Genomic DNA, 17,111 nt, shown 5'->3' on the forward strand with positions numbered 1-17,111 from the left:
AATAGATTTACAAAATCAAAGGTGGTGCTGAATATAGCTAGTGCAAAAAGAAAACCCATTAAATATCCTAGTTATGTAAAAAGTGTGCAATGTGATTGCTATTCATTTTTAAATCAAAATAGAAAAACCATTAACATAAGAACATCATTAGTCATAAAAACTACAAACAATACAAATAAGGTTATAACATATGTTCTTAAAAATCCTAGTAAAGCTGATAAGTTTCAATCAGACCTCACCATAAACAAAGTGATAGCAGCAGCTTATAACAAAGGTGCTGAAGAGATCCTAATATTTAATGTTCTTCCTTTTTATTTAACTGATTCTAATCAACTGATAACATACTTAAATGAGCTTATGGAAAACGACAAAAAAGATTATGATGATGCTGTTTTGAAAAACTATACTGTTATTGAAAAATACTTAACTACAAAATCTGAAGATGTATTTATTTGCGGTTGGGGATCCAATACAACGGATGCAAAAAATCTTGAGAATATTGAACAATTAATTAAAAAACATCGTGTAAAAGTAAATAAATTCAAACAAATAGATGACTTTCCAATTCATCCTCAAGGTAAACCGATCGACAAGAATGACCCTTTTGAACCGTTAGATTTATAAAAGCTGAGCTAAACTGACTCAGCTTTTTTCAGATCATCAATCCTCTTCCCTAAATCCTCGCTGCCTATTTTCTTCAACAAATCAGTAGCATCTTTAATCCCCTCTAAGGCTACATCTCCAATCAAATCAAACTCTTTAATCATATTTTCCAATGTCTTCATTTTCATCTCAGAATCATCCGTAAGCTCATACACTTGGTTCTGTTTCTCAATTTTCGCTAATGAATTATAAATCGCATCAACTTTTATCAAACTCCCTCACTCTTTTCCTTAATATTTCCTTAGACTTAATCCAGCTGCGAAACTTATCAAAATTATTGCAGAAGGGATTGTTAAAGCATAATGAACAACCTTTAAACAAGGTAGTAGTACAAAGAATGCTGATACTGTTAAACAAATGCATATAGTTCTGTTCTCAAATATTATTAATTCTTTCAATCCCTTATTCATTGTTATCCTCAGGATACTCGAACACACCATCATCCTCATTTAGAGCGTTCCCATTCTCATCTGTATAGACAAGAAAGGAGTGAATGCCTGATGTGTACGGTTCTTCCTCCCAATTGTAATCAATTTCTTCTTCATAATCTGCACTAATATGTATTCCATATTTAATTTCTAATGCACTAATTTCTTTTAAAAATCTTTTGAATTTTCCTCTGTCAATAGAAGTGTTATTTTTCAACTTACAACTCCTTTATATTTACTTTAAAAGTCTTCTTTTATTGAGATTTCTGAGGTGCCGATGGTTATCATTACCTAATAATTAGATTATTTGGTATAATAAAAGTGTTAAATAATTCATAAAAAGGTGGTTTGTTCATGAACATTTCTTCAACAAATATTTTTCAAGGAAGAATAAGCAATGCAGGGGATGACAATAAAAGTAACTACGTATTTACACTAGAACTTGAAAAAAAAGTTCTTCATATATACGATTCATTGGATCACAAAAGCACTTCAGCTCTCAACTGTGTCAATAGTGTGGTCGAAACCCTGAGTAGCGAACTTAATCTAAAGAAAAACGGAATTGCTAAAGTGTTAATTTACACAGAAACAGATGAAACTCTTGCAAACGGTTATAAAAACAGAGGCAGCGCATTAACAATTCATGCTTACGATCTTAAAAATAATAATTTTGTTGAATGGGTTCATGATGACCTTTATCAGTTTTATTATGATACAGAGGTTGCAAGCTACGATTTCATATAAGACTGCAGGCTACGTACTTTTATGCGTAGCCTGCATTTCGGGTTTCCAACTTTGAGAGTGAAATTGATGGGATTATGCATTTTTACTTTCTTTGCTTGATAACTGTTCTATAACCATCTGTAATCCTACCCAATAGCCAATTAAACGATAAGGCATTCTTTTGCCAAAGTTCCAAACGTATTCCATTGTATCTGAATCAACAGAAGTATCTTGATACACAGGCATTAACCATGCTCTATAATTATCCAATGAAGTACTTTCATCTATTGCGGAAATGATACCCTTATAAATTTCTCTTGCATCGTCATATTGTTCATTGATCTCGTATTCATCCCAATATTCTCTTAGTTCCTTTTTGGCTAATGACTGGTCAAAATTCCAACGGTCTTCACAGAATGCTTCTAACTTACCCGTAAAGTAACCTAAATTAAAATCCTTAATATTGTCTAGAGTTGCTGAACAAGTGAGAGAATATACAGCCTCCCCTATATCGCCTGAAATGAATATGTTATTACCAGATAGGACATATTTTGTACGGTACATATTCGTTCCAGACTTACCCCAATAGATTTCTTGCAATCCTTCTTCTCCTTTGATTTCTGCAACATGGTTTTTAAACCAGTTTTCTTTAATTTCCTTTTTGGCTCTATCTATAAAATCCAATTATGATCCTCCTTTATTTCATTGAATCTATTTTTATAAAGTACCCGTTGATCCATGTCCTCCACGATCCTCATTACCTAGATGATCCACTTCAATTAATTCAACTTTAGGCATCTTCTCCATGATTCTAAATTGACAGATTCGCTCACCTTTCTTAATTTCTGTGTGTCGTAGAGCATAAGCAGGGAAGAACCAGAAATCATTGTCTCCCTTATATGATTCATCAATAACCCCCATTGAGTTTGTTTGAATGATTCCGAAGTGTTTAAATGTGCTTGAACGTGGAACAACGTGTGCTTCATATCCTTCTGGTAGCTCCATCGCAACTCCTAATGGAATAAGTTTAAATTCTTCTTTTCCCATTACAACATCTTCTGTTGCACGAAGATCAATCCAATCTCCTTTTTCGATTTTGCTAATTCTTGTTTGTGTCTCATCTAGATATTTGATTTTAATTTGCATTATGTAGCATAACTCCTTAATTGTATTTTTTATTTATCTTTTCTTACATCGAGTCTTTTTAACCTTTTTCCACTCATCCATTGTTTCCTTATACTCTTTACTGACTTTAAACTTTACATAGAGTTCATCTAATGGCGGTTGTTCAACATTACCAAAAATATTTAAGTCGAATTTACCTTCACTAAACGAAATTGATTTAATTTGAGCCCCATCTTTCACCCACACTAAGTATGCATTAAGCATATTCTGAGAAACTAAATAGAAAAGCCTATCAAACACTGTCCTTGAGTCTAAGTTTAAGATATTCATTATCGCATCAGCATTAAACATATTTTCTGCTAAGTGGTCTAAGTTCTCATTGATTAAATAATCGATTCGCCATTTACTCATTAACTATAATTAACTGCTTGGATAATCAATGTGTCGTTAAAAACTCTTACACAAAATACTTTTAAATCTCCTTCGGTTTCAGCTATGTCACTTGAAAGATAATCTTTAACTGTCCCATCAAAATAATGAATATCGAATACACCATTTTCAATTCTGATTTTAGTGCCCGTTGCAACATTACTTAGAAGATCCCTTACTCTCATATTATATATATTCATTTTTCTCTCCTTTCTTATTGCGATAAAATTACCATTTCATACAGTTTGAATGCAGCTTTTCCTTTGACCCCAATTTGATTCTTTTATTAATTCAAATTTCCATCCATTATAATCTGCTCGCTGCCCTTTTAAACATTTCTTAATTATTGGTCTATGTAATTTATACTTTTCAGAGAATGGTCTTAATCCCTTGAAGAATAAGTGTTCTCCATTGGGGGAAATTGCGATAAAGTGTACTTTAGTGTCTGATAAATCCCTGTGAAGCATGTTTACCTCTCTTGTTACTAAAGTACATGTTTCTAATGAGTAAACCATTTTGTTCTTTGGAGTACCCTTTTGTTTTATATCTTTATCCAAGTACAAAAGATTCTCTTCAAAAAGCTTAACATCGTACCCATCAATATTCTTGAAATCGTCTAAGAAAGTTTTGAAACAATGCCACCTATCATCAACTCTTACTCCTGCTCCGCCATACCCTATGTAATTTTTACAATTCAAATCATAACAACGTTCTAGCATCCCGCTCCATACAGAATAAATCCTTTTATGATTTACCATTTTAATGTCACCTAGGTAGCCAACCCCAAAAACTGACCTCTCAAACTTGTCCTTTATTTTTCCCCGTTTAATTTCAACTTTTTCTACATCTCTTTCATAACCAGTGTTTAAAAACCGAATTCTAAAAGTTTTTGCTCCATTCTTTTTAGCACCTGAAACTGCCAATACTTTATAAATTTGCCCCTGATTATTTGCAAATTCTTTACCAACAATTTCAGTTTCAATTCCCAAAAACAAAATCCTCATCTTTAAGTGCTTCTACTGTTGCTTTCTTATAACTAACACCCTTCATTGAGAAGAAGTCTTGTGACTTTGTTTTTGTATTGAGTCCGTTCAATACAATAGGGTTGATCTCTTCTTCTTCAAAATAAGGGGCAAATCCAAGGTTCATTAACGCTTTATTGGCATTGTAACGAATGAATTTTTTCACATCATGCGATAAATTGACTTGGTCATAAATATCTTCCGTGTAATGAAGTTCATTTTCATAAAGCTCGTTTAAAAGGTCAATAGAGAAATCATACAGCTCTTTTTGCACGTCAGGTGTTTGTTTGTTGTAAATTTCTTGTGCTAATAATCCAACGTACACACCATGAATCGCTTCATCACGCAAAATTAAGTTGATGATTTCACCACTTTGCATGAGCTTTCCTTGTCCATAGAAATAAAGAGGGTAGTAAAAACCACTATAAAATAGGAAGCTTTCTAAATAAACAGAAGCAACCATTGCTTTAAAGAGAGAAATAGGATCGTCCTTTTGAATCGAACGGTATAAACTGACAATCATATCTGCTTTCTTTTGCAGGAATTTATTCTTCTTGACCCATTCAAACACTTCACTGATCGTTTCAGTTGGTGCGAGTGTCATGAAGATATTTGAGTATGATTTCGCATGCACCGCATTTTCCATCATTGCCATAAAGTTGAGTACAGCTTTACGCTGATGGCCGTCCACATGTTCAGCAACAATCGGCATCCCTGTATTTCCTTGTTCTGTATCAAGTAAAGTCAGTCCAGCAAGTACCTTCATATACGTATCTCGCTCTTTTTCACCAATCATTCTCCAAGGTAACAAGTCTCCTTGTAATGAGATTTCCTCAGGAAGCCAGAATTGCTTCACATTTTGGTTGTAAAACATCTGTGTAAAGTCATCCTCATGTTTTGACCAATCTGCAGCTGTGTAATTTGTCAATTTACCGTCTCCTTCATTTCTTCACGCATCTTTTTAACTGTCGTTATTCGGAAAGTTACATCATCTTTTCCATACATTTCGCAATCAACGACCCAATCTCGAAATAGTGTATTCATATACTCTAGATCCCCTCTTCCGTATAACTTTCCATTTAAGAAACACGCATATCTCAATTCCATAGCTCCTTCTATCACGCTCAAATGTTAAAGCCAGCAATTGGTTCCTTATGTTGTTTATACAAACAATGTGAGGTGATAATTTTGTTGGATATGGTATTAAATTTAATAGAAACAATTGCTGGCTATTTTCCATTTAGAAAATTAATCGTGTGGTTAATTAAAAAGCTTATTAGATTATTGATAAAGAATTTCTTCAGAAAAACTAACAAGAAGAATTAAACAACGCAACTAAGGCAACCCTCTTGTGTTGTATCCTTAGTTCTTGCATAGTAAAGAGTCTTTATCCCTTTGTGATGTGCGTATAGATCAATTCTATTCAAATCTCGTGTTGTCATAGTGTCTTTGAGGAACAATGTAAACGAGATACCTTGGTCAACATGAGTTTGAATAGTCGAAATTAAATCAATAACTTTGAACATATCCATGTCATATGCTTCTTTATATAAGAACCAATTGTTCTGAGACAGTCCAGGCATAGGATAATAAGTCTTACTGTTTCCGTAGGTTCTTTCCTCAATTCTTTCCATGATAGGCATTACACCTGCGGTAGATGACTGTACATATGAAATGCTTCCAGTAGGTGCTATAGCTTGTCTGTAACTGTGATAGAGTCCATATTTCTGAACATCGCTCTTTAATTGCTTCCAATCTTCAATTGAAGGGATATGCTGCTCCTTAAACAGTTTGACCACTTTCTCAATCTTCGGTGAATAATCAATACTTACATACTTATCAAAAAAGCTTCCTGATTTGTATGTAGATCCTTCAAACATGTAATACGTTTCACCAGTTTCCTTAGCGATTTCCATTGAACGCTTCAGAGAGTAAAAATTGACCATCATAAAATATGTATTAGCAAAATCAATCGCTGCTTCTGATTCATAAGGGATACCGTTTTGTGCTAGATATCCATGTAAATTCATCTGACCTAATCCAATTGATTTCATTGTTTTGTTAGCTTTATTAACTGCTGGTGCATTAACAATATTAGTTGCATCAGAAATTCTTGTAAGAGCGTCTACTGCTGTTCTAACTGTCTTCTCGATTGATTGATTATCCATAACATTTAAGATGTTCATTGAACCTAAATTGCATGAAATATCGAGGCCGATTTCATCTTCTTGATTGTAGTCTGTGTAAGTTGAGACCTCAGAAGCCTGGAGGACTTCAGAACACAAATTTGAAAATTTTACCATAGAGATATGATTGTTAGCATGTTCATTGTTCACATTATCCTGGAACATTATATATGGATAGCCTGATTCGTATCTAAGGATGGCCAGTTTCTCAAGGAGCTTCCTAGCGCTACCCTTAGCTTTTCTGACATTGGGATTATCCACTAATTCATCGTACATATCATTAATGTTCATCTCGTCTAAATGTTGCCCGTATTCTTTATAGACTGAATGAGGATAGAACATATAGTAATCTTTGTCTTCCCTAGCAAGTTCGATGAATTTATCAGGAACAACTACTCCAATTGATAAAGTCTTAGCTCTAACATCTTCATCTGCTGATATTTTTTTTACATCTAAAAATTCAGTGATATCTGGATGGAAAACTGTCAGATAAGTTGCTCCACTCCCTTGTCTTTGACCCATCTGATCTGCATATCTGAAGGCATTATCTAAAAGTTTCATAACACCTACTACACCTTTAGTAGAGTTATCAATGTCTTTAATTGCCTCTCCTTTAGCTCTAATCTTACTTAAATTGAGTGCTACTCCACCGCCCAATTTAGACAGTTGCATTGATGTATCAATGGCTTTTGAAATATCATTCAAACTATCTCCAACTTCAATTAAGAAGCAGCTTACCATTTCACCTCTTCGCTTTCGTCCAGCATTCATAAATGTAGGAGTTGCTGGTTGATACTCTTGCTTAATCATGGATTCAACATATCTTAGAGCTTTATCAGTATTTCCCTCAGCCAAAAACAAAGCAACAATTGAGATACGATCTTCATAACGCTCTAAAATTTTCATTTTATCGTTAGTCTTTAGTGCATAGTCATTGTAAAACTTAAATGCACTCATAAATGATGGGAATCTAAATTTAAAGCTATAGGCAAATTTGAACACCTTTTTGATATCCTCTTTGCTGTATAGACTTAAAAATTCTTCTTCGTAATAATCATGCTCCTTTAAATAATCTAATTTCTCCTCAAGATCATGGAAAAAAACCATATTTTGATTCACATAATCAATAAAGTAACTCTTTACGGCTTCCTTGTCTTTTTCAAATTGAAACTTCCCATCCTTCTGAATCATGATCTCGTTATTCAATTGAATCCACTTAGGAATATTGTTTGTGCTGATTGTCAATAAATTTAACCTCCTGTAAAAACTTAGCTACATCAGAATCTGTCCCAGCCAATTCAAACTTGAGTAAGATTGGAACACTGTATTGGCTTGCTATCTTATTTGCAGCCAGTCCAAAATTATTGCCCCAATTCTTATTACCACTTGAACATATTCCTCTTAGCAATTCTCTGTTGTTATGTATGAATACCTGAGTCAACTTCGGCACTTCGCCAAAACCGATTGTGTATGTAATATGTATGAATGGTTCAGTTATCATCGTATCCTCAGTTATCTTCTCTGCGTTTAAATACATGTTATTTGTAATTTTATCAACGAATCGTTGAACGTTTCCTGTCAAAGTATCGTATGTGATTAACATTAAAGATTATTCTTACCTGCTAACAATTGAGCTGTTAACATTTCTGCACGATTAGTTGCATTGTGACCAACATTCGCTTCTTCTAGATTAATCTGCCCCATATCTTCATACCCTTTGGCCATTCGATCATAGAAATTGGTATCCGCAAGCTTCTCCACCTCAAAGTAATACGGCAAATGATTTTCTGGCACGAGATTCTTTTCCCCAAATTCATTAACTGATAGGACATCTCCAGGTTCTACAGTGTACGATGTACCGTCTGGATTATGAATAGTTGACGCTGTTTCAACTACTTCAAGATCTACTAGATGTCTGCTATGTACATACGGTTTTTTTAATTTCTTTACAGCTCCCATTGTATTTCCCCCAATTTTTATTTATATGAAACTGTGATTTTATAGTAAACTGCCATCTTGAGATAAGACCATTTCTTCAACGGAAGCTAAATCTTCAATTACCTCATTTACAGTCAACTTTTTCCCGCTTTCATCAATTGTTTTACCGTGCAATTTTCCAGCTTCAAGTTCATCAATCTCATACATATCCTCTGCAAGTCGTCCTCCTTCATCATCTGCTACATCATCAGTATATAATTTTAATGCATTCTCTTTTGATTGTGCTTTGATTAACGCATAATAAGGTTTTGTGACTTTAAAAAATTTCATTAGTATCGCTCCATTTTTTTAATTATATTTAAAACAAAATCAATATCTTGTATTCTTGAGATAAATCTATATACTATATTTAGTTACTCAGAACACATTTTCCCACGATAGGTGGTGATTCCCTTGGCAAAGTCTAGCAGCAGAAGAGTTTCATCTTCAAAACTTGCAACAAAAGCTTCTAAAGTACTTAATTCTAAATCTTCAAGTAAGACTGCTAAGAGTTTAGCTGGTTCGGTTCTCTCTCAAGCTAAGGCTAAAAGAAAGTAAAGCTGTTTTGAGATATTTGGGTTGGGAGATGACTTAAGTCATCTTCATACCTTTATATCGCCTTACCAGTTACTTAATTTCTTTCACTTCATGTGGAACTCCACTTTCTTCTTGGGCATATACAGCATCATTATGAGCCTCAATAGCGTCATCATAAGTGTTAACAAGAGTTCCCATACAATAAAGACCGAATTTTTTATTCATTTTCACCATTCCTTTAATTAAGTTTTGTAAATCTGTCTATTTCTTTTCCATCAACAATAACTTTTCCGAAAAACATCTCTTTAGGTCTTGCCCATAATACAGTGCCGTCCATATCATAGTAAACAACAAGCTCTTCTTCTGTTTCTGTATGAATGACTTCTCCAACGAGTTTATAGGTTCCACCCTTATAATGTTTGAAGTCGCACATGATATGCTCAAATATGTCTATTGAATTCTCCTCCTTTATGTTTACATCTTCTTATCAAGAATATCTTTAATACTTTTTAAAGTTTCTTTATACTCACTATCTAATCCACTTACATCAAGATTTGTTGAGATTCGATAACTTCCTGAGTTGTCATACATTGTGATGAAAGCCTCAGTGTCGTCATCTTTAGCACTGAAAGTGATATCGTGAAGCTCAACCTGCTCTACATCGTTTTCTTGTTTTAGTTGTTCAATATAATCAGGCTGCATCATGTTGAATAGCTCGTTAACTGTGGTGAATTTTACTTGTTCCAATATGCTATCCTCTTTATAATCAAATGAATGAAAATAAAGATAAAATGTTATGTAACCTTCTACTGAATTTCCATGCTTAGTGTATTGCATCCTATCCTCCTCATCTGATTTCTCTTTGAAATCATCCTTTTATTTAGAAATTGATGACTCCGTCCCAATTATTGAACTCTTCCATTTCTTCTTTTTCTTTTTTATCGTTTTCCACTTCAGCTTTCATCTTTTCAACCAGCTTTAACACTACTTCTTTAATTGTCATATCCTCATAATCTGTACACACGCCATACCAGAACAATCCATTATATTGTTCCCCAGTAATAGAAAATCCCCATACTCTCCATCCATTTGAAAGACGATCAGCAAGAATCTTCAATGAATGTTCGATTTCATTTAGTACAATATTTTTTTTGATTGTTTCATATCTCATATTTTTACAATTCAATAACTGTCCTACCTTTCACATATAAGATTTTATAACTCCATCCCACTTTTCAAACTCTTCAATTTCCTTATTTATTTCTCTGTTTTTCATTAAAGCTTTTTTTGCCTCTTTTGCGGCTAATTGAAATGCATATTTAAGCGGTGGCTTGGTTATAGAAGGTATCTCGCTGCCTCTGTAAACAATTTTGTTATCCTCTACGTTTTTTACATCAACCCATTTAATCGACCATCTCCCTGGTCTGTATGATTCATTTGCTGTGATTGTGATTCTAAACTTGTACTCATCAATAGAAACAATTTTTTCAAAGGTTTTCACTATCTGATCTCCCTCCTTCTCAATGAAATAAAACTTTTATTTTAACTTCCCTTTTCATTGTTTCCGATTGGAGTGAAAAGGATGTTTCCTTCTCCTTTAATCCGCTTAGAAACAATGTTTCTTAATTCTCCATAAGAGAATCCAGATTGCACAAACTTGTAATTCATTACTTCTTTTAATGGAATAGTCATTCCACTCCCAAAGGATGCTAAATCGTAGCTGATATAATCAGTTATTGAAATGTTTTCATTTACAATACTTACCTCGTTGCAATAGACTCCGAATTCGCTATTTCTGTCTTTAATTAAAATCGCCACTCGAATCACCCCTTTTAATATATGTTATTTTTATTTTGATAAAACTGTAGTTGGCAGTAGAAAACCAACCATGTATCCGGCTAAAAATGCAGCTAACGACCATTTAATTAATGTTAACCAGAATTTCTTATCAAACTGCTTATTCTTTTTCAATAATGTACACATCTCCTTCTTCTTCTACAACCATTACTGGAACTGGACGAACACTTCCTTCAACTTTAAAAACATAATCTTCACCTTTTGGTTGTGCTTCCATGAATGTGCATAACTCTTGTTTTGTCTTTACATCATCAATCTTCAATTTGAGGGGTACTCGATAATCTTCCCCTGCACCAACTTTGATTGAGGCACAAGAACCTTCAAACTCTTCGTAAACTTTACCGTCTTTTCCTCTAAACACAGCTGTAAAATCCTCTAGAACATCATACTTCATTAATTCATTCATCCTCCATTCTCTATAAAACTTGAATTTTATTTAAATACTTCTCCCAGGATAGCAAGTAAAAACATCCCAACGCTGCCAATTACACCAAACCATTTTGATGCATCTATGTTTTTCACAACTTGCGCTCTCCTTTGTTTTAATCTTTATAAGGCTTAATATGATCAATCCCAAGAACTTTAAGTGTCTTCTTTACATTCATCCCCTCACATTTCTGTCGAATCTTCTCGCTCAAATCATCAACACATTTGCTGCAGCAATTGAACTCAATTCTGTCTTCAATGCTTTTTGCGTTCTCTTCTGTTAACCTTAAACATAAGGGGTATTTCTCAACCCCTTCGTTGCAAATCTCGCATATGTAGTTCATTGATTCTCCTTAGCTGTTATATCGATTATATATGTAATTTGTATTTTAATCAATACTTTTTGTATGTTATTTTTTTTTATTCAGATACTAAGTTCTTCTTTAATTCCTCTAACAATACCCATGACTTAGTAATTCTCGGCTCAATTAATTTCCATGTTTCATCATCAATTGATGCATCCTCTTCCAGAGTAGTGTGTATATAATCCAGGTTGTTATGTACTGTCTCCAGATCATTTTCCATCTTAGCTTTATCCCGTTCTCTCAGGCTATCTTCTCCTCCTTAATGCAAGGGAATATGGTACGTCCAGCTGTCTATAAACTTATTATCATATGTACGTTCTTGTATCTCACAGGTGAACCCTTTTCTTCGTCTAACAAACACTTCTGCTTTTGCTTTGGTATCAAACTTCTTTGGAACTCTTGTTCCGTTCCATAATACTCTAAAATAATTCTCTATCTACTCCACTAACCCTTCTTCTAAAGTTTTTCTTTGTTGAATTAAATCATTAAACCAATCCTTATCTTTTGTATCTAATGCTTGATCAATCAGTGAATTTATTTCAGCTATTTTAATCTTCCTAAATTCTTTATCTGTGTTTTTAAGTAATGATTCATCAAATTCCTGGGCGTACAAAAGCCCATCCACTTCAACTTTATATTTAATAACACTCAGTTCTTTTCCTTTTTCAATTGATACATGGTGTGTTGCTTTAATAACTTTACCAACAACACCCCTAGATGAAATCAGAACACTCTGCCCAATTTTAAATTTCATTCCTTTCTTCCTCTCTAGTGGATAAGATTATTCTTATCAACAATTTGCATTTTAGGATGGCCACCAAGTGACACAATCATATTCTCAAGGTTTTCAATTTTGCTGTTCAACTCTAGGCACTGCTGCATGTAGAACTGCTTAGGTTCAGATACAAACCCCTTGCCTTGTTTATATCCATCAGCAACCCCTGTTCCAATTACTGCTGGAATTAGATCGATTAAACCATCTTTACTGAAGCTATGTATGTATTCCTCTACTGTCATATCCTTAATCAATGTATGTAATATATGAATCACTTGCTTGTTTTGCTTAACGTAAATTGCATAGTTGTCTAAATCAATATGTACGACTTCCAATGAGTTGATTTGCTCTAGGACACTTTTCATTTTCCTAGACCGTGTTTTTTCAAGTCGGCGTTAATAATGTTCATACCTTCTTGGTATGCTTCCTTTAAATTATTTAAAGCCTGGATTTCAGTAGCTAAAAATTGAATAAATTTTTCAGGGTGCGCTTCTCTACCAGTGGCCAGTTTAATACGAAATTCTTCAACACTCTTTTTAAAATTTGCAATGATAATTTCACTTTCCGTCATATTTCACCTTCCCTTTCTGTTTGAAATTGATCTTTTATATAGATTCTTTAAGCAATAAATGTCTGATTTCGCTCAAGCTCTGATTTCTGATTAACTGTCCATCAATAAAAACATCTTCCAGAACATCATCATTTGAAATTTTGCTGTACTCTTCTCTATTCAATTCATCAACAAGTTGTAATTCATTTTCTTGTTTAACAACAGCAGTTAACCCTTTTTGCGATTTTTTTGTTCCATCATCCGTTTTAGGATTTTTAAATATTTGACGCTCTTCTCCATTTACTACTGTATATGTTGCTTTCATAGCGAACCCGAATGTGTCACGTGTGTTATATTGATATGTGAAAGATCCAATACCGAAAACAACATTAACTGAAGCAAAACCTTTAGCAGCTAGCTTCTCACAAATTTCTTTACATCTTGAAATCGTAATAGCATCACCATAAATTGCTCCAATATGAGAATCCAAGACTTTAAATCCTTCATCAGTTTCACTTCCACCAAAAATATCCCATAGAACTTCTACCAGCCCTTTTCTTACTAATTCATCTTTTGCTTCAGGGTCTCCACAAATAATTTTTACAGGGTCGCCTGAGTCAGGTCGAATTACAACCTTACCATCTCGCTTTAGGATGTCATCTTTTAATTTCCGAACAACCTTATCAATAACTTTCCAAAAGTCCCATGTGTCAGAGACAATTGATACAAACCCTTCAGGATACGTCTCAGTGACAAGCTTTTTGAAAACTGAGTACTCATCTTGACCATTTGCACACATCACACTATGCTCGGTTGCAGGAATGGATGACCCAATAAGCTCGTTTTCAATATTTGCGTTATAAAATTCTTCGTGATAAAGAATTGCTGGAATGGTGTCAGTACCAGTGAATGAAAGTAAATGTCCTGCTCCTGATAATTTAGTAGATTCTAAAGAACTCATTCCACGCATGGAAAAGTCATGACCTTGAAAATCCACAGCTAATTTATTTCCTACAGTCTTCATGGCATATTCATCAAGAATTTTTCTATATTCAAAAGCCAATGTAGCGCTGGTAGTAGGCTGCCAAATCTCATTTGACATTAATGTTTCTAGATAGTTTGTAATCCAAAAGAACTCTGGAACAGTATTCTCAATTGTTAACATTGGTACTTTAATAGGAATCAATGTTCCTTCCTTAACTGCTTTAATTTTAATTGGTAAATATCCAAGATCATGCAATGATTCAATATGGCTTGTATCTGGGTCTTTTACTTGCAAAGTGTACTTAATAACACGTTTGTATTCGTTAATAACATCTTGCTTAGGTCTCTTAAAGAAATTCTCGTTAAAATACTCAATGAGATATTTTTTAATGAAACCCTGGAACCCAAACGCAACCACCTTATTAACCTTTTCCACTCTACTAGTTCTTGGTGTCCAAGTGGAATAAATTAATTCTGTTCCTTCAGGATATTGTTCTCTATGGGATACCTTATAAAAATCACATAATAATGTAGCAGGATATGTATAATTAGTCATTAGTTAATCTCCTCTTCAATTTTATAAACTCTTAGTCTATCTTCGTGTTTTTTATTATTCCAATCATTTTGTTTGGTCAGTAAGCTATCGGTTGTGAACACCTTATTTATCAACTCAGTTTTGAAAATATCACCTTCAAAAATTGAGTTTTCTGCATGTGCAACTAATAAATAAACTTCGCTTGCTCCAGCTTCCCGTAATTTCATTGCGCTTTTGATAAAAGTTCCACCGTAAGATGAAAGATCATCAACAATAATGGCCTTAAATTTTCTTTCAGGCATATCACCCACGAGCTTAAGGCTTTTAATTTCGCCAGTGCTAAAGTCTCTTTCCTTATAACCTACGAGGTGCGGATACTTCATTTTGCTATATCGCTTAGCTGCACCAGCGTCAGGAAAGAATAAGTAGTCGTTTTCTGGATTGAATTTTGTCTCATTAATGACTTTGTGTATTAACTTGAAGTTTATATAATTTGAATGACTGTTGTTAATTAAAGCAGGTGTCACATCTGAATGAGGTTCAACAATCTCAACAGACGTAAATCCTAATTCGTTAATAAAATCACTGATATATTTCAGTGTAAAAGGGGATCCTTCTTCACTTCTATCCATTCGACTGTAAGGCATATAATAAATAGTGAGTGCCGAATCTTGTTTAAGATATTTTTTTAGGATCAATAATTTAATCAAATCGCTATCATTTTCGTATTTAAGCGAAATATGGTTTTGTAATTTAGGATGCACTTCTTCTTTTTTTAGTAACAGCTCCCCATTTGGGAATGTTTTAAAATCTACTTTTTTTCCATTTAATAAAATCATTGAGTTCCTCCATTCTGATTAAAAGAGATATTTTATTGTAAGCTTTAATCAACAATCCTAACGTAGACTGAATGACTATCAAATTTTCTTTTTCTTGGTCTTTTTACGTTAAATAGAATTTCAGAGCCCTGATATTTCTCATTTTTAGGAATCGTATGTAAATCAATTTCGATAACTTCCGTATCCATCGGTGTATCATTTGCTAAGAAATTTTGGCTAACACAATTTAACACTAATTCCACGTCTCTCGCTGATTGAAATTCAACCTCTTTATAATTTTCTTTCAGTTGAGCAATCTTCTGATCGATCCAAAAATCTAGTTTCATTTTAATCTCCTCTCAATTTTCGACCTATTTCTAACCAATTTTTTACACGGATAAATCTTTTATCATCTTCGTTGTGAGGTGCATCAAACACTATGCCTACACCTTCAAATGTCTCCAAGTTATGTATTCCATCATCAATCATGTAATCAGCTTTAATGATCTTTTTATTTCCACAAAGAACAACATGGTCATATGAGATAAATGGAAAGTGTTCCTGCAGCCATTCTAATTTAGCTTTTAATGATTCTGGATGTGCCGTTGCAGTAGTAACAACATACACTTCGTAGAGATCACATAGATTCTTAACAACTTTCTGGCTGTCTTTCTTAACTGTTAAACCCTTAAAGAAGTCATATGTTAGATGCCTAAACACATCATTTTTTGTATTCAGGTAATCTAAGATGTTCCAAGATTTTATGTTTTCACATTTTAAAGTAGGATCATCATGTTGATTGATTGCTTTTACCCAAGCTGGTAAGAAATCTGCCAATACATCATCCATATCAATTGCAATTACATGTCTTTTCATGAGCCTTCCTCACTGACCAAGTAAATGATATCCTCAACAATTTCACCGCTGCCATATATCTCTGTATCAAACGAATAGGTATGTAATTTTGACTTTGGTATAACTTCGTTATAGAGTTCCACAATTGGTTCAATGTCTTTTGTGTTAACCTGATCATCTCCTCTGCTGAGAATCCTTTCTTTAATTACTTCGGGTCTTGCATGAAGATAGATTAACTTGGCCATACTCAGCAAATTGTTCTCGATATTGCTTACTTGCTCATCTGAAAGCTTTGCATGACCAGGAAACATCGTAGCATAAACAAGGTTAGAATATATGTATCTATCGATAATCAAGTTTTCATGTTTTGTAAGTTCAAAACAATAATCATATAGGCTGTCCTGACTTCCTTTAGCTAATTCAAACGATGAACCACGTAGTATCTTGTAATCTAGCTTTTTTGACAACTGTTTTGCTACTGTAGATTTGTAGCAGCAATCACATCCCTCTAAAATAATAATCATTTATCATCCTCCTTTGTAACTTTGTGAAATCCCATTACTTCATGAGATCCGTCTTCATACCGCACTTCAAGTTGTGAGTATCGAGTAGACACTGTAGCCACTACTGCTCTTTCTTTATTATGGTTTACTATTACTGTGTCGTTTACCTCAAACATGATATCACCTCCTTAATTCAGCTAATTCACTTCTGTCATAAAGTTCGACCATGTTGTACTCATCATCAGCAACTCCATATTGATCGTTCTTATGTACTTCCACTATTGTTCCTACTCCGTATAAAGTAAGAACTCTTTGTCCTATAGTAAGCTTGCTCAATCAAGTCACTCTCTTCT

At 33.8% G+C, this 17,111-nt stretch carries 31 protein-coding genes; 3 read left to right on the forward strand and 28 right to left on the reverse strand.

The features are described from left to right. Positions 1 to 24: 24 nt before the first annotated feature. Positions 25 to 624 (forward strand): DUF1643 domain-containing protein, encoded by a 600-nt coding sequence (locus tag NSS80_RS10125; protein ID WP_342498195.1) that lies wholly within the window; start codon positions 25 to 27, stop codon positions 622 to 624. An 8-nt stretch (positions 625 to 632) separates the two neighbouring features. Here the strand turns inward: NSS80_RS10125 and NSS80_RS10130 are convergent, their stop codons facing one another. Together NSS80_RS10130 and NSS80_RS10135 are read right to left on the reverse strand one after the other, a co-directional pair. Continuing rightward, positions 633 to 875, reverse strand: coding sequence for a hypothetical protein (locus NSS80_RS10130; protein ID WP_342498196.1), 243 nt, complete (start codon positions 873 to 875; stop codon positions 633 to 635). Between the two features lie 190 nt (positions 876 to 1,065). Next, positions 1,066 to 1,308: a hypothetical protein gene (locus NSS80_RS10135; protein ID WP_342498197.1), complete on the reverse strand. Its 243-nt coding sequence runs from the start codon at positions 1,306 to 1,308 to the stop codon at positions 1,066 to 1,068. A 137-nt stretch (positions 1,309 to 1,445) separates the two neighbouring features. On the opposite strand from NSS80_RS10135, the gene NSS80_RS10140 reads away from it, so the two are divergent. Continuing rightward, on the forward strand, positions 1,446 to 1,835 hold the full coding sequence (locus NSS80_RS10140) for a hypothetical protein (RefSeq protein ID WP_342498198.1): 390 nt from the start codon (positions 1,446 to 1,448) through the stop codon (positions 1,833 to 1,835). Positions 1,836 to 1,907: 72 nt separating this feature from the next. Here the strand turns inward: NSS80_RS10140 and NSS80_RS10145 are convergent, their stop codons facing one another. The 10 genes from NSS80_RS10145 to NSS80_RS10190 form a co-directional block, all read right to left on the reverse strand. Continuing rightward, positions 1,908 to 2,498 carry a hypothetical protein gene (locus NSS80_RS10145; protein WP_342498199.1) on the reverse strand — a complete coding sequence of 197 codons (591 nt, stop codon included), beginning with the start codon at positions 2,496 to 2,498 and terminating at the stop codon, positions 1,908 to 1,910. A gap of 33 nt (positions 2,499 to 2,531) precedes the next feature. Continuing rightward, a complete protein-coding gene (locus NSS80_RS10150; protein ID WP_342498200.1) occupies positions 2,532 to 2,960 on the reverse strand; it encodes a dUTP diphosphatase in 429 nt (142 codons plus the stop codon). A 33-nt stretch (positions 2,961 to 2,993) separates the two neighbouring features. Next, positions 2,994 to 3,350 (reverse strand): hypothetical protein, encoded by a 357-nt coding sequence (locus tag NSS80_RS10155; RefSeq protein WP_342498201.1) that lies wholly within the window; start codon positions 3,348 to 3,350, stop codon positions 2,994 to 2,996. Beyond that, a complete protein-coding gene (locus NSS80_RS10160) occupies positions 3,350 to 3,568 on the reverse strand; it encodes a hypothetical protein (protein WP_251215170.1) in 219 nt (72 codons plus the stop codon). Before NSS80_RS10160 ends, NSS80_RS10155 begins: the two co-directional genes overlap by 1 nt. 36 nt (positions 3,569 to 3,604) lie before the next feature. Further along, a complete protein-coding gene (locus tag NSS80_RS10165; RefSeq protein ID WP_171464363.1) occupies positions 3,605 to 4,357 on the reverse strand; it encodes a hypothetical protein in 753 nt (250 codons plus the stop codon). Continuing rightward, a complete protein-coding gene (gene nrdF / locus NSS80_RS10170) occupies positions 4,347 to 5,318 on the reverse strand; it encodes a class 1b ribonucleoside-diphosphate reductase subunit beta (RefSeq protein WP_342498202.1) in 972 nt (323 codons plus the stop codon). Before nrdF ends, NSS80_RS10165 begins: the two co-directional genes overlap by 11 nt. A gap of 394 nt (positions 5,319 to 5,712) precedes the next feature. Then, a complete protein-coding gene (nrdE, locus tag NSS80_RS10175; RefSeq protein WP_342498488.1) occupies positions 5,713 to 7,815 on the reverse strand; it encodes a class 1b ribonucleoside-diphosphate reductase subunit alpha in 2,103 nt (700 codons plus the stop codon). Continuing rightward, entirely contained in the window at positions 7,793 to 8,179 is a 387-nt protein-coding gene (gene nrdI, locus NSS80_RS10180; RefSeq protein WP_342498203.1) for a class Ib ribonucleoside-diphosphate reductase assembly flavoprotein NrdI, read from the reverse strand. The genes nrdE and nrdI overlap by 23 nt, the downstream gene beginning before the upstream one ends. Further along, on the reverse strand, positions 8,179 to 8,535 hold the full coding sequence (locus NSS80_RS10185; RefSeq protein WP_342498204.1) for an antitoxin endoai: 357 nt from the start codon (positions 8,533 to 8,535) through the stop codon (positions 8,179 to 8,181). Before NSS80_RS10185 ends, nrdI begins: the two co-directional genes overlap by 1 nt. 39 nt (positions 8,536 to 8,574) lie before the next feature. Further along, on the reverse strand, positions 8,575 to 8,844 hold the full coding sequence (locus NSS80_RS10190; protein WP_342498205.1) for a hypothetical protein: 270 nt from the start codon (positions 8,842 to 8,844) through the stop codon (positions 8,575 to 8,577). Between the two features lie 123 nt (positions 8,845 to 8,967). Between NSS80_RS10190 and NSS80_RS10195 the strand changes: the two genes are divergently transcribed. Beyond that, a complete protein-coding gene (locus NSS80_RS10195) occupies positions 8,968 to 9,111 on the forward strand; it encodes a hypothetical protein (RefSeq protein ID WP_162860237.1) in 144 nt (47 codons plus the stop codon). Between the two features lie 69 nt (positions 9,112 to 9,180). Here the strand turns inward: NSS80_RS10195 and NSS80_RS10200 are convergent, their stop codons facing one another. The 16 genes from NSS80_RS10200 to NSS80_RS10275 form a co-directional block, all read right to left on the reverse strand. After that, positions 9,181 to 9,315: a hypothetical protein gene (locus NSS80_RS10200; RefSeq protein WP_342498206.1), complete on the reverse strand. Its 135-nt coding sequence runs from the start codon at positions 9,313 to 9,315 to the stop codon at positions 9,181 to 9,183. Between the two features lie 13 nt (positions 9,316 to 9,328). Further along, the gene (locus tag NSS80_RS10205; protein ID WP_342498207.1) at positions 9,329 to 9,523 is read right to left on the reverse strand and encodes a DUF1653 domain-containing protein; all 195 of its coding nucleotides are present in this window, start codon (positions 9,521 to 9,523) and stop codon (positions 9,329 to 9,331) included. A 41-nt stretch (positions 9,524 to 9,564) separates the two neighbouring features. Further along, on the reverse strand, positions 9,565 to 9,927 hold the full coding sequence (locus NSS80_RS10210) for a hypothetical protein (protein WP_342498208.1): 363 nt from the start codon (positions 9,925 to 9,927) through the stop codon (positions 9,565 to 9,567). Positions 9,928 to 9,970: 43 nt separating this feature from the next. After that, positions 9,971 to 10,276, reverse strand: a complete 306-nt coding sequence (locus NSS80_RS10215; RefSeq protein ID WP_144533928.1) for a hypothetical protein — start codon at positions 10,274 to 10,276, stop codon at positions 9,971 to 9,973. 15 nt (positions 10,277 to 10,291) lie between these two features. Next, complete coding sequence (locus NSS80_RS10220) at positions 10,292 to 10,591, reverse strand: hypothetical protein (RefSeq protein WP_342498209.1); 300 nt, start codon at positions 10,589 to 10,591, stop codon at positions 10,292 to 10,294. Between the two features lie 41 nt (positions 10,592 to 10,632). Continuing rightward, positions 10,633 to 10,908, reverse strand: coding sequence for a hypothetical protein (locus tag NSS80_RS10225; RefSeq protein ID WP_342498210.1), 276 nt, complete (start codon positions 10,906 to 10,908; stop codon positions 10,633 to 10,635). 139 nt (positions 10,909 to 11,047) lie between these two features. Next, positions 11,048 to 11,353, reverse strand: a complete 306-nt coding sequence (locus NSS80_RS10230) for a hypothetical protein (protein WP_342498211.1) — start codon at positions 11,351 to 11,353, stop codon at positions 11,048 to 11,050. A gap of 821 nt (positions 11,354 to 12,174) precedes the next feature. Then, positions 12,175 to 12,492 (reverse strand): IDEAL domain-containing protein, encoded by a 318-nt coding sequence (locus NSS80_RS10235; RefSeq protein ID WP_342498212.1) that lies wholly within the window; start codon positions 12,490 to 12,492, stop codon positions 12,175 to 12,177. Between the two features lie 14 nt (positions 12,493 to 12,506). After that, positions 12,507 to 12,848 (reverse strand): hypothetical protein, encoded by a 342-nt coding sequence (locus NSS80_RS10240; RefSeq protein WP_342498213.1) that lies wholly within the window; start codon positions 12,846 to 12,848, stop codon positions 12,507 to 12,509. Between the two features lie 26 nt (positions 12,849 to 12,874). Then, on the reverse strand, positions 12,875 to 13,084 hold the full coding sequence (locus tag NSS80_RS10245) for a hypothetical protein (protein ID WP_342498214.1): 210 nt from the start codon (positions 13,082 to 13,084) through the stop codon (positions 12,875 to 12,877). 34 nt (positions 13,085 to 13,118) lie between these two features. Beyond that, positions 13,119 to 14,603, reverse strand: a complete 1,485-nt coding sequence (locus NSS80_RS10250) for a nicotinate phosphoribosyltransferase (protein WP_342498215.1) — start codon at positions 14,601 to 14,603, stop codon at positions 13,119 to 13,121. Next, positions 14,603 to 15,421, reverse strand: coding sequence for a ribose-phosphate pyrophosphokinase (locus NSS80_RS10255; RefSeq protein ID WP_342498216.1), 819 nt, complete (start codon positions 15,419 to 15,421; stop codon positions 14,603 to 14,605). The genes NSS80_RS10250 and NSS80_RS10255 overlap by 1 nt, the downstream gene beginning before the upstream one ends. Positions 15,422 to 15,465: 44 nt before the next feature. After that, positions 15,466 to 15,747, reverse strand: coding sequence for a hypothetical protein (locus NSS80_RS10260; protein WP_342498217.1), 282 nt, complete (start codon positions 15,745 to 15,747; stop codon positions 15,466 to 15,468). A 1-nt stretch (position 15,748) separates the two neighbouring features. Continuing rightward, the gene (locus tag NSS80_RS10265; protein WP_342498218.1) at positions 15,749 to 16,276 is read right to left on the reverse strand and encodes a 5'-3'-deoxyribonucleotidase; all 528 of its coding nucleotides are present in this window, start codon (positions 16,274 to 16,276) and stop codon (positions 15,749 to 15,751) included. After that, the gene (locus NSS80_RS10270; RefSeq protein WP_342498219.1) at positions 16,273 to 16,779 is read right to left on the reverse strand and encodes a deoxynucleoside kinase; all 507 of its coding nucleotides are present in this window, start codon (positions 16,777 to 16,779) and stop codon (positions 16,273 to 16,275) included. Before NSS80_RS10270 ends, NSS80_RS10265 begins: the two co-directional genes overlap by 4 nt. Beyond that, complete coding sequence (locus NSS80_RS10275; protein ID WP_342498220.1) at positions 16,776 to 16,934, reverse strand: hypothetical protein; 159 nt, start codon at positions 16,932 to 16,934, stop codon at positions 16,776 to 16,778. Before NSS80_RS10275 ends, NSS80_RS10270 begins: the two co-directional genes overlap by 4 nt. Positions 16,935 to 17,111: the final 177 nt, after the last annotated feature.

The sequence above is a fragment of the Bacillus sp. FSL M8-0350 genome, assembly GCF_038593345.1.
GTDB classification, from domain to species: domain Bacteria; phylum Bacillota; class Bacilli; order Bacillales; family Bacillaceae; genus Bacillus; species Bacillus safensis.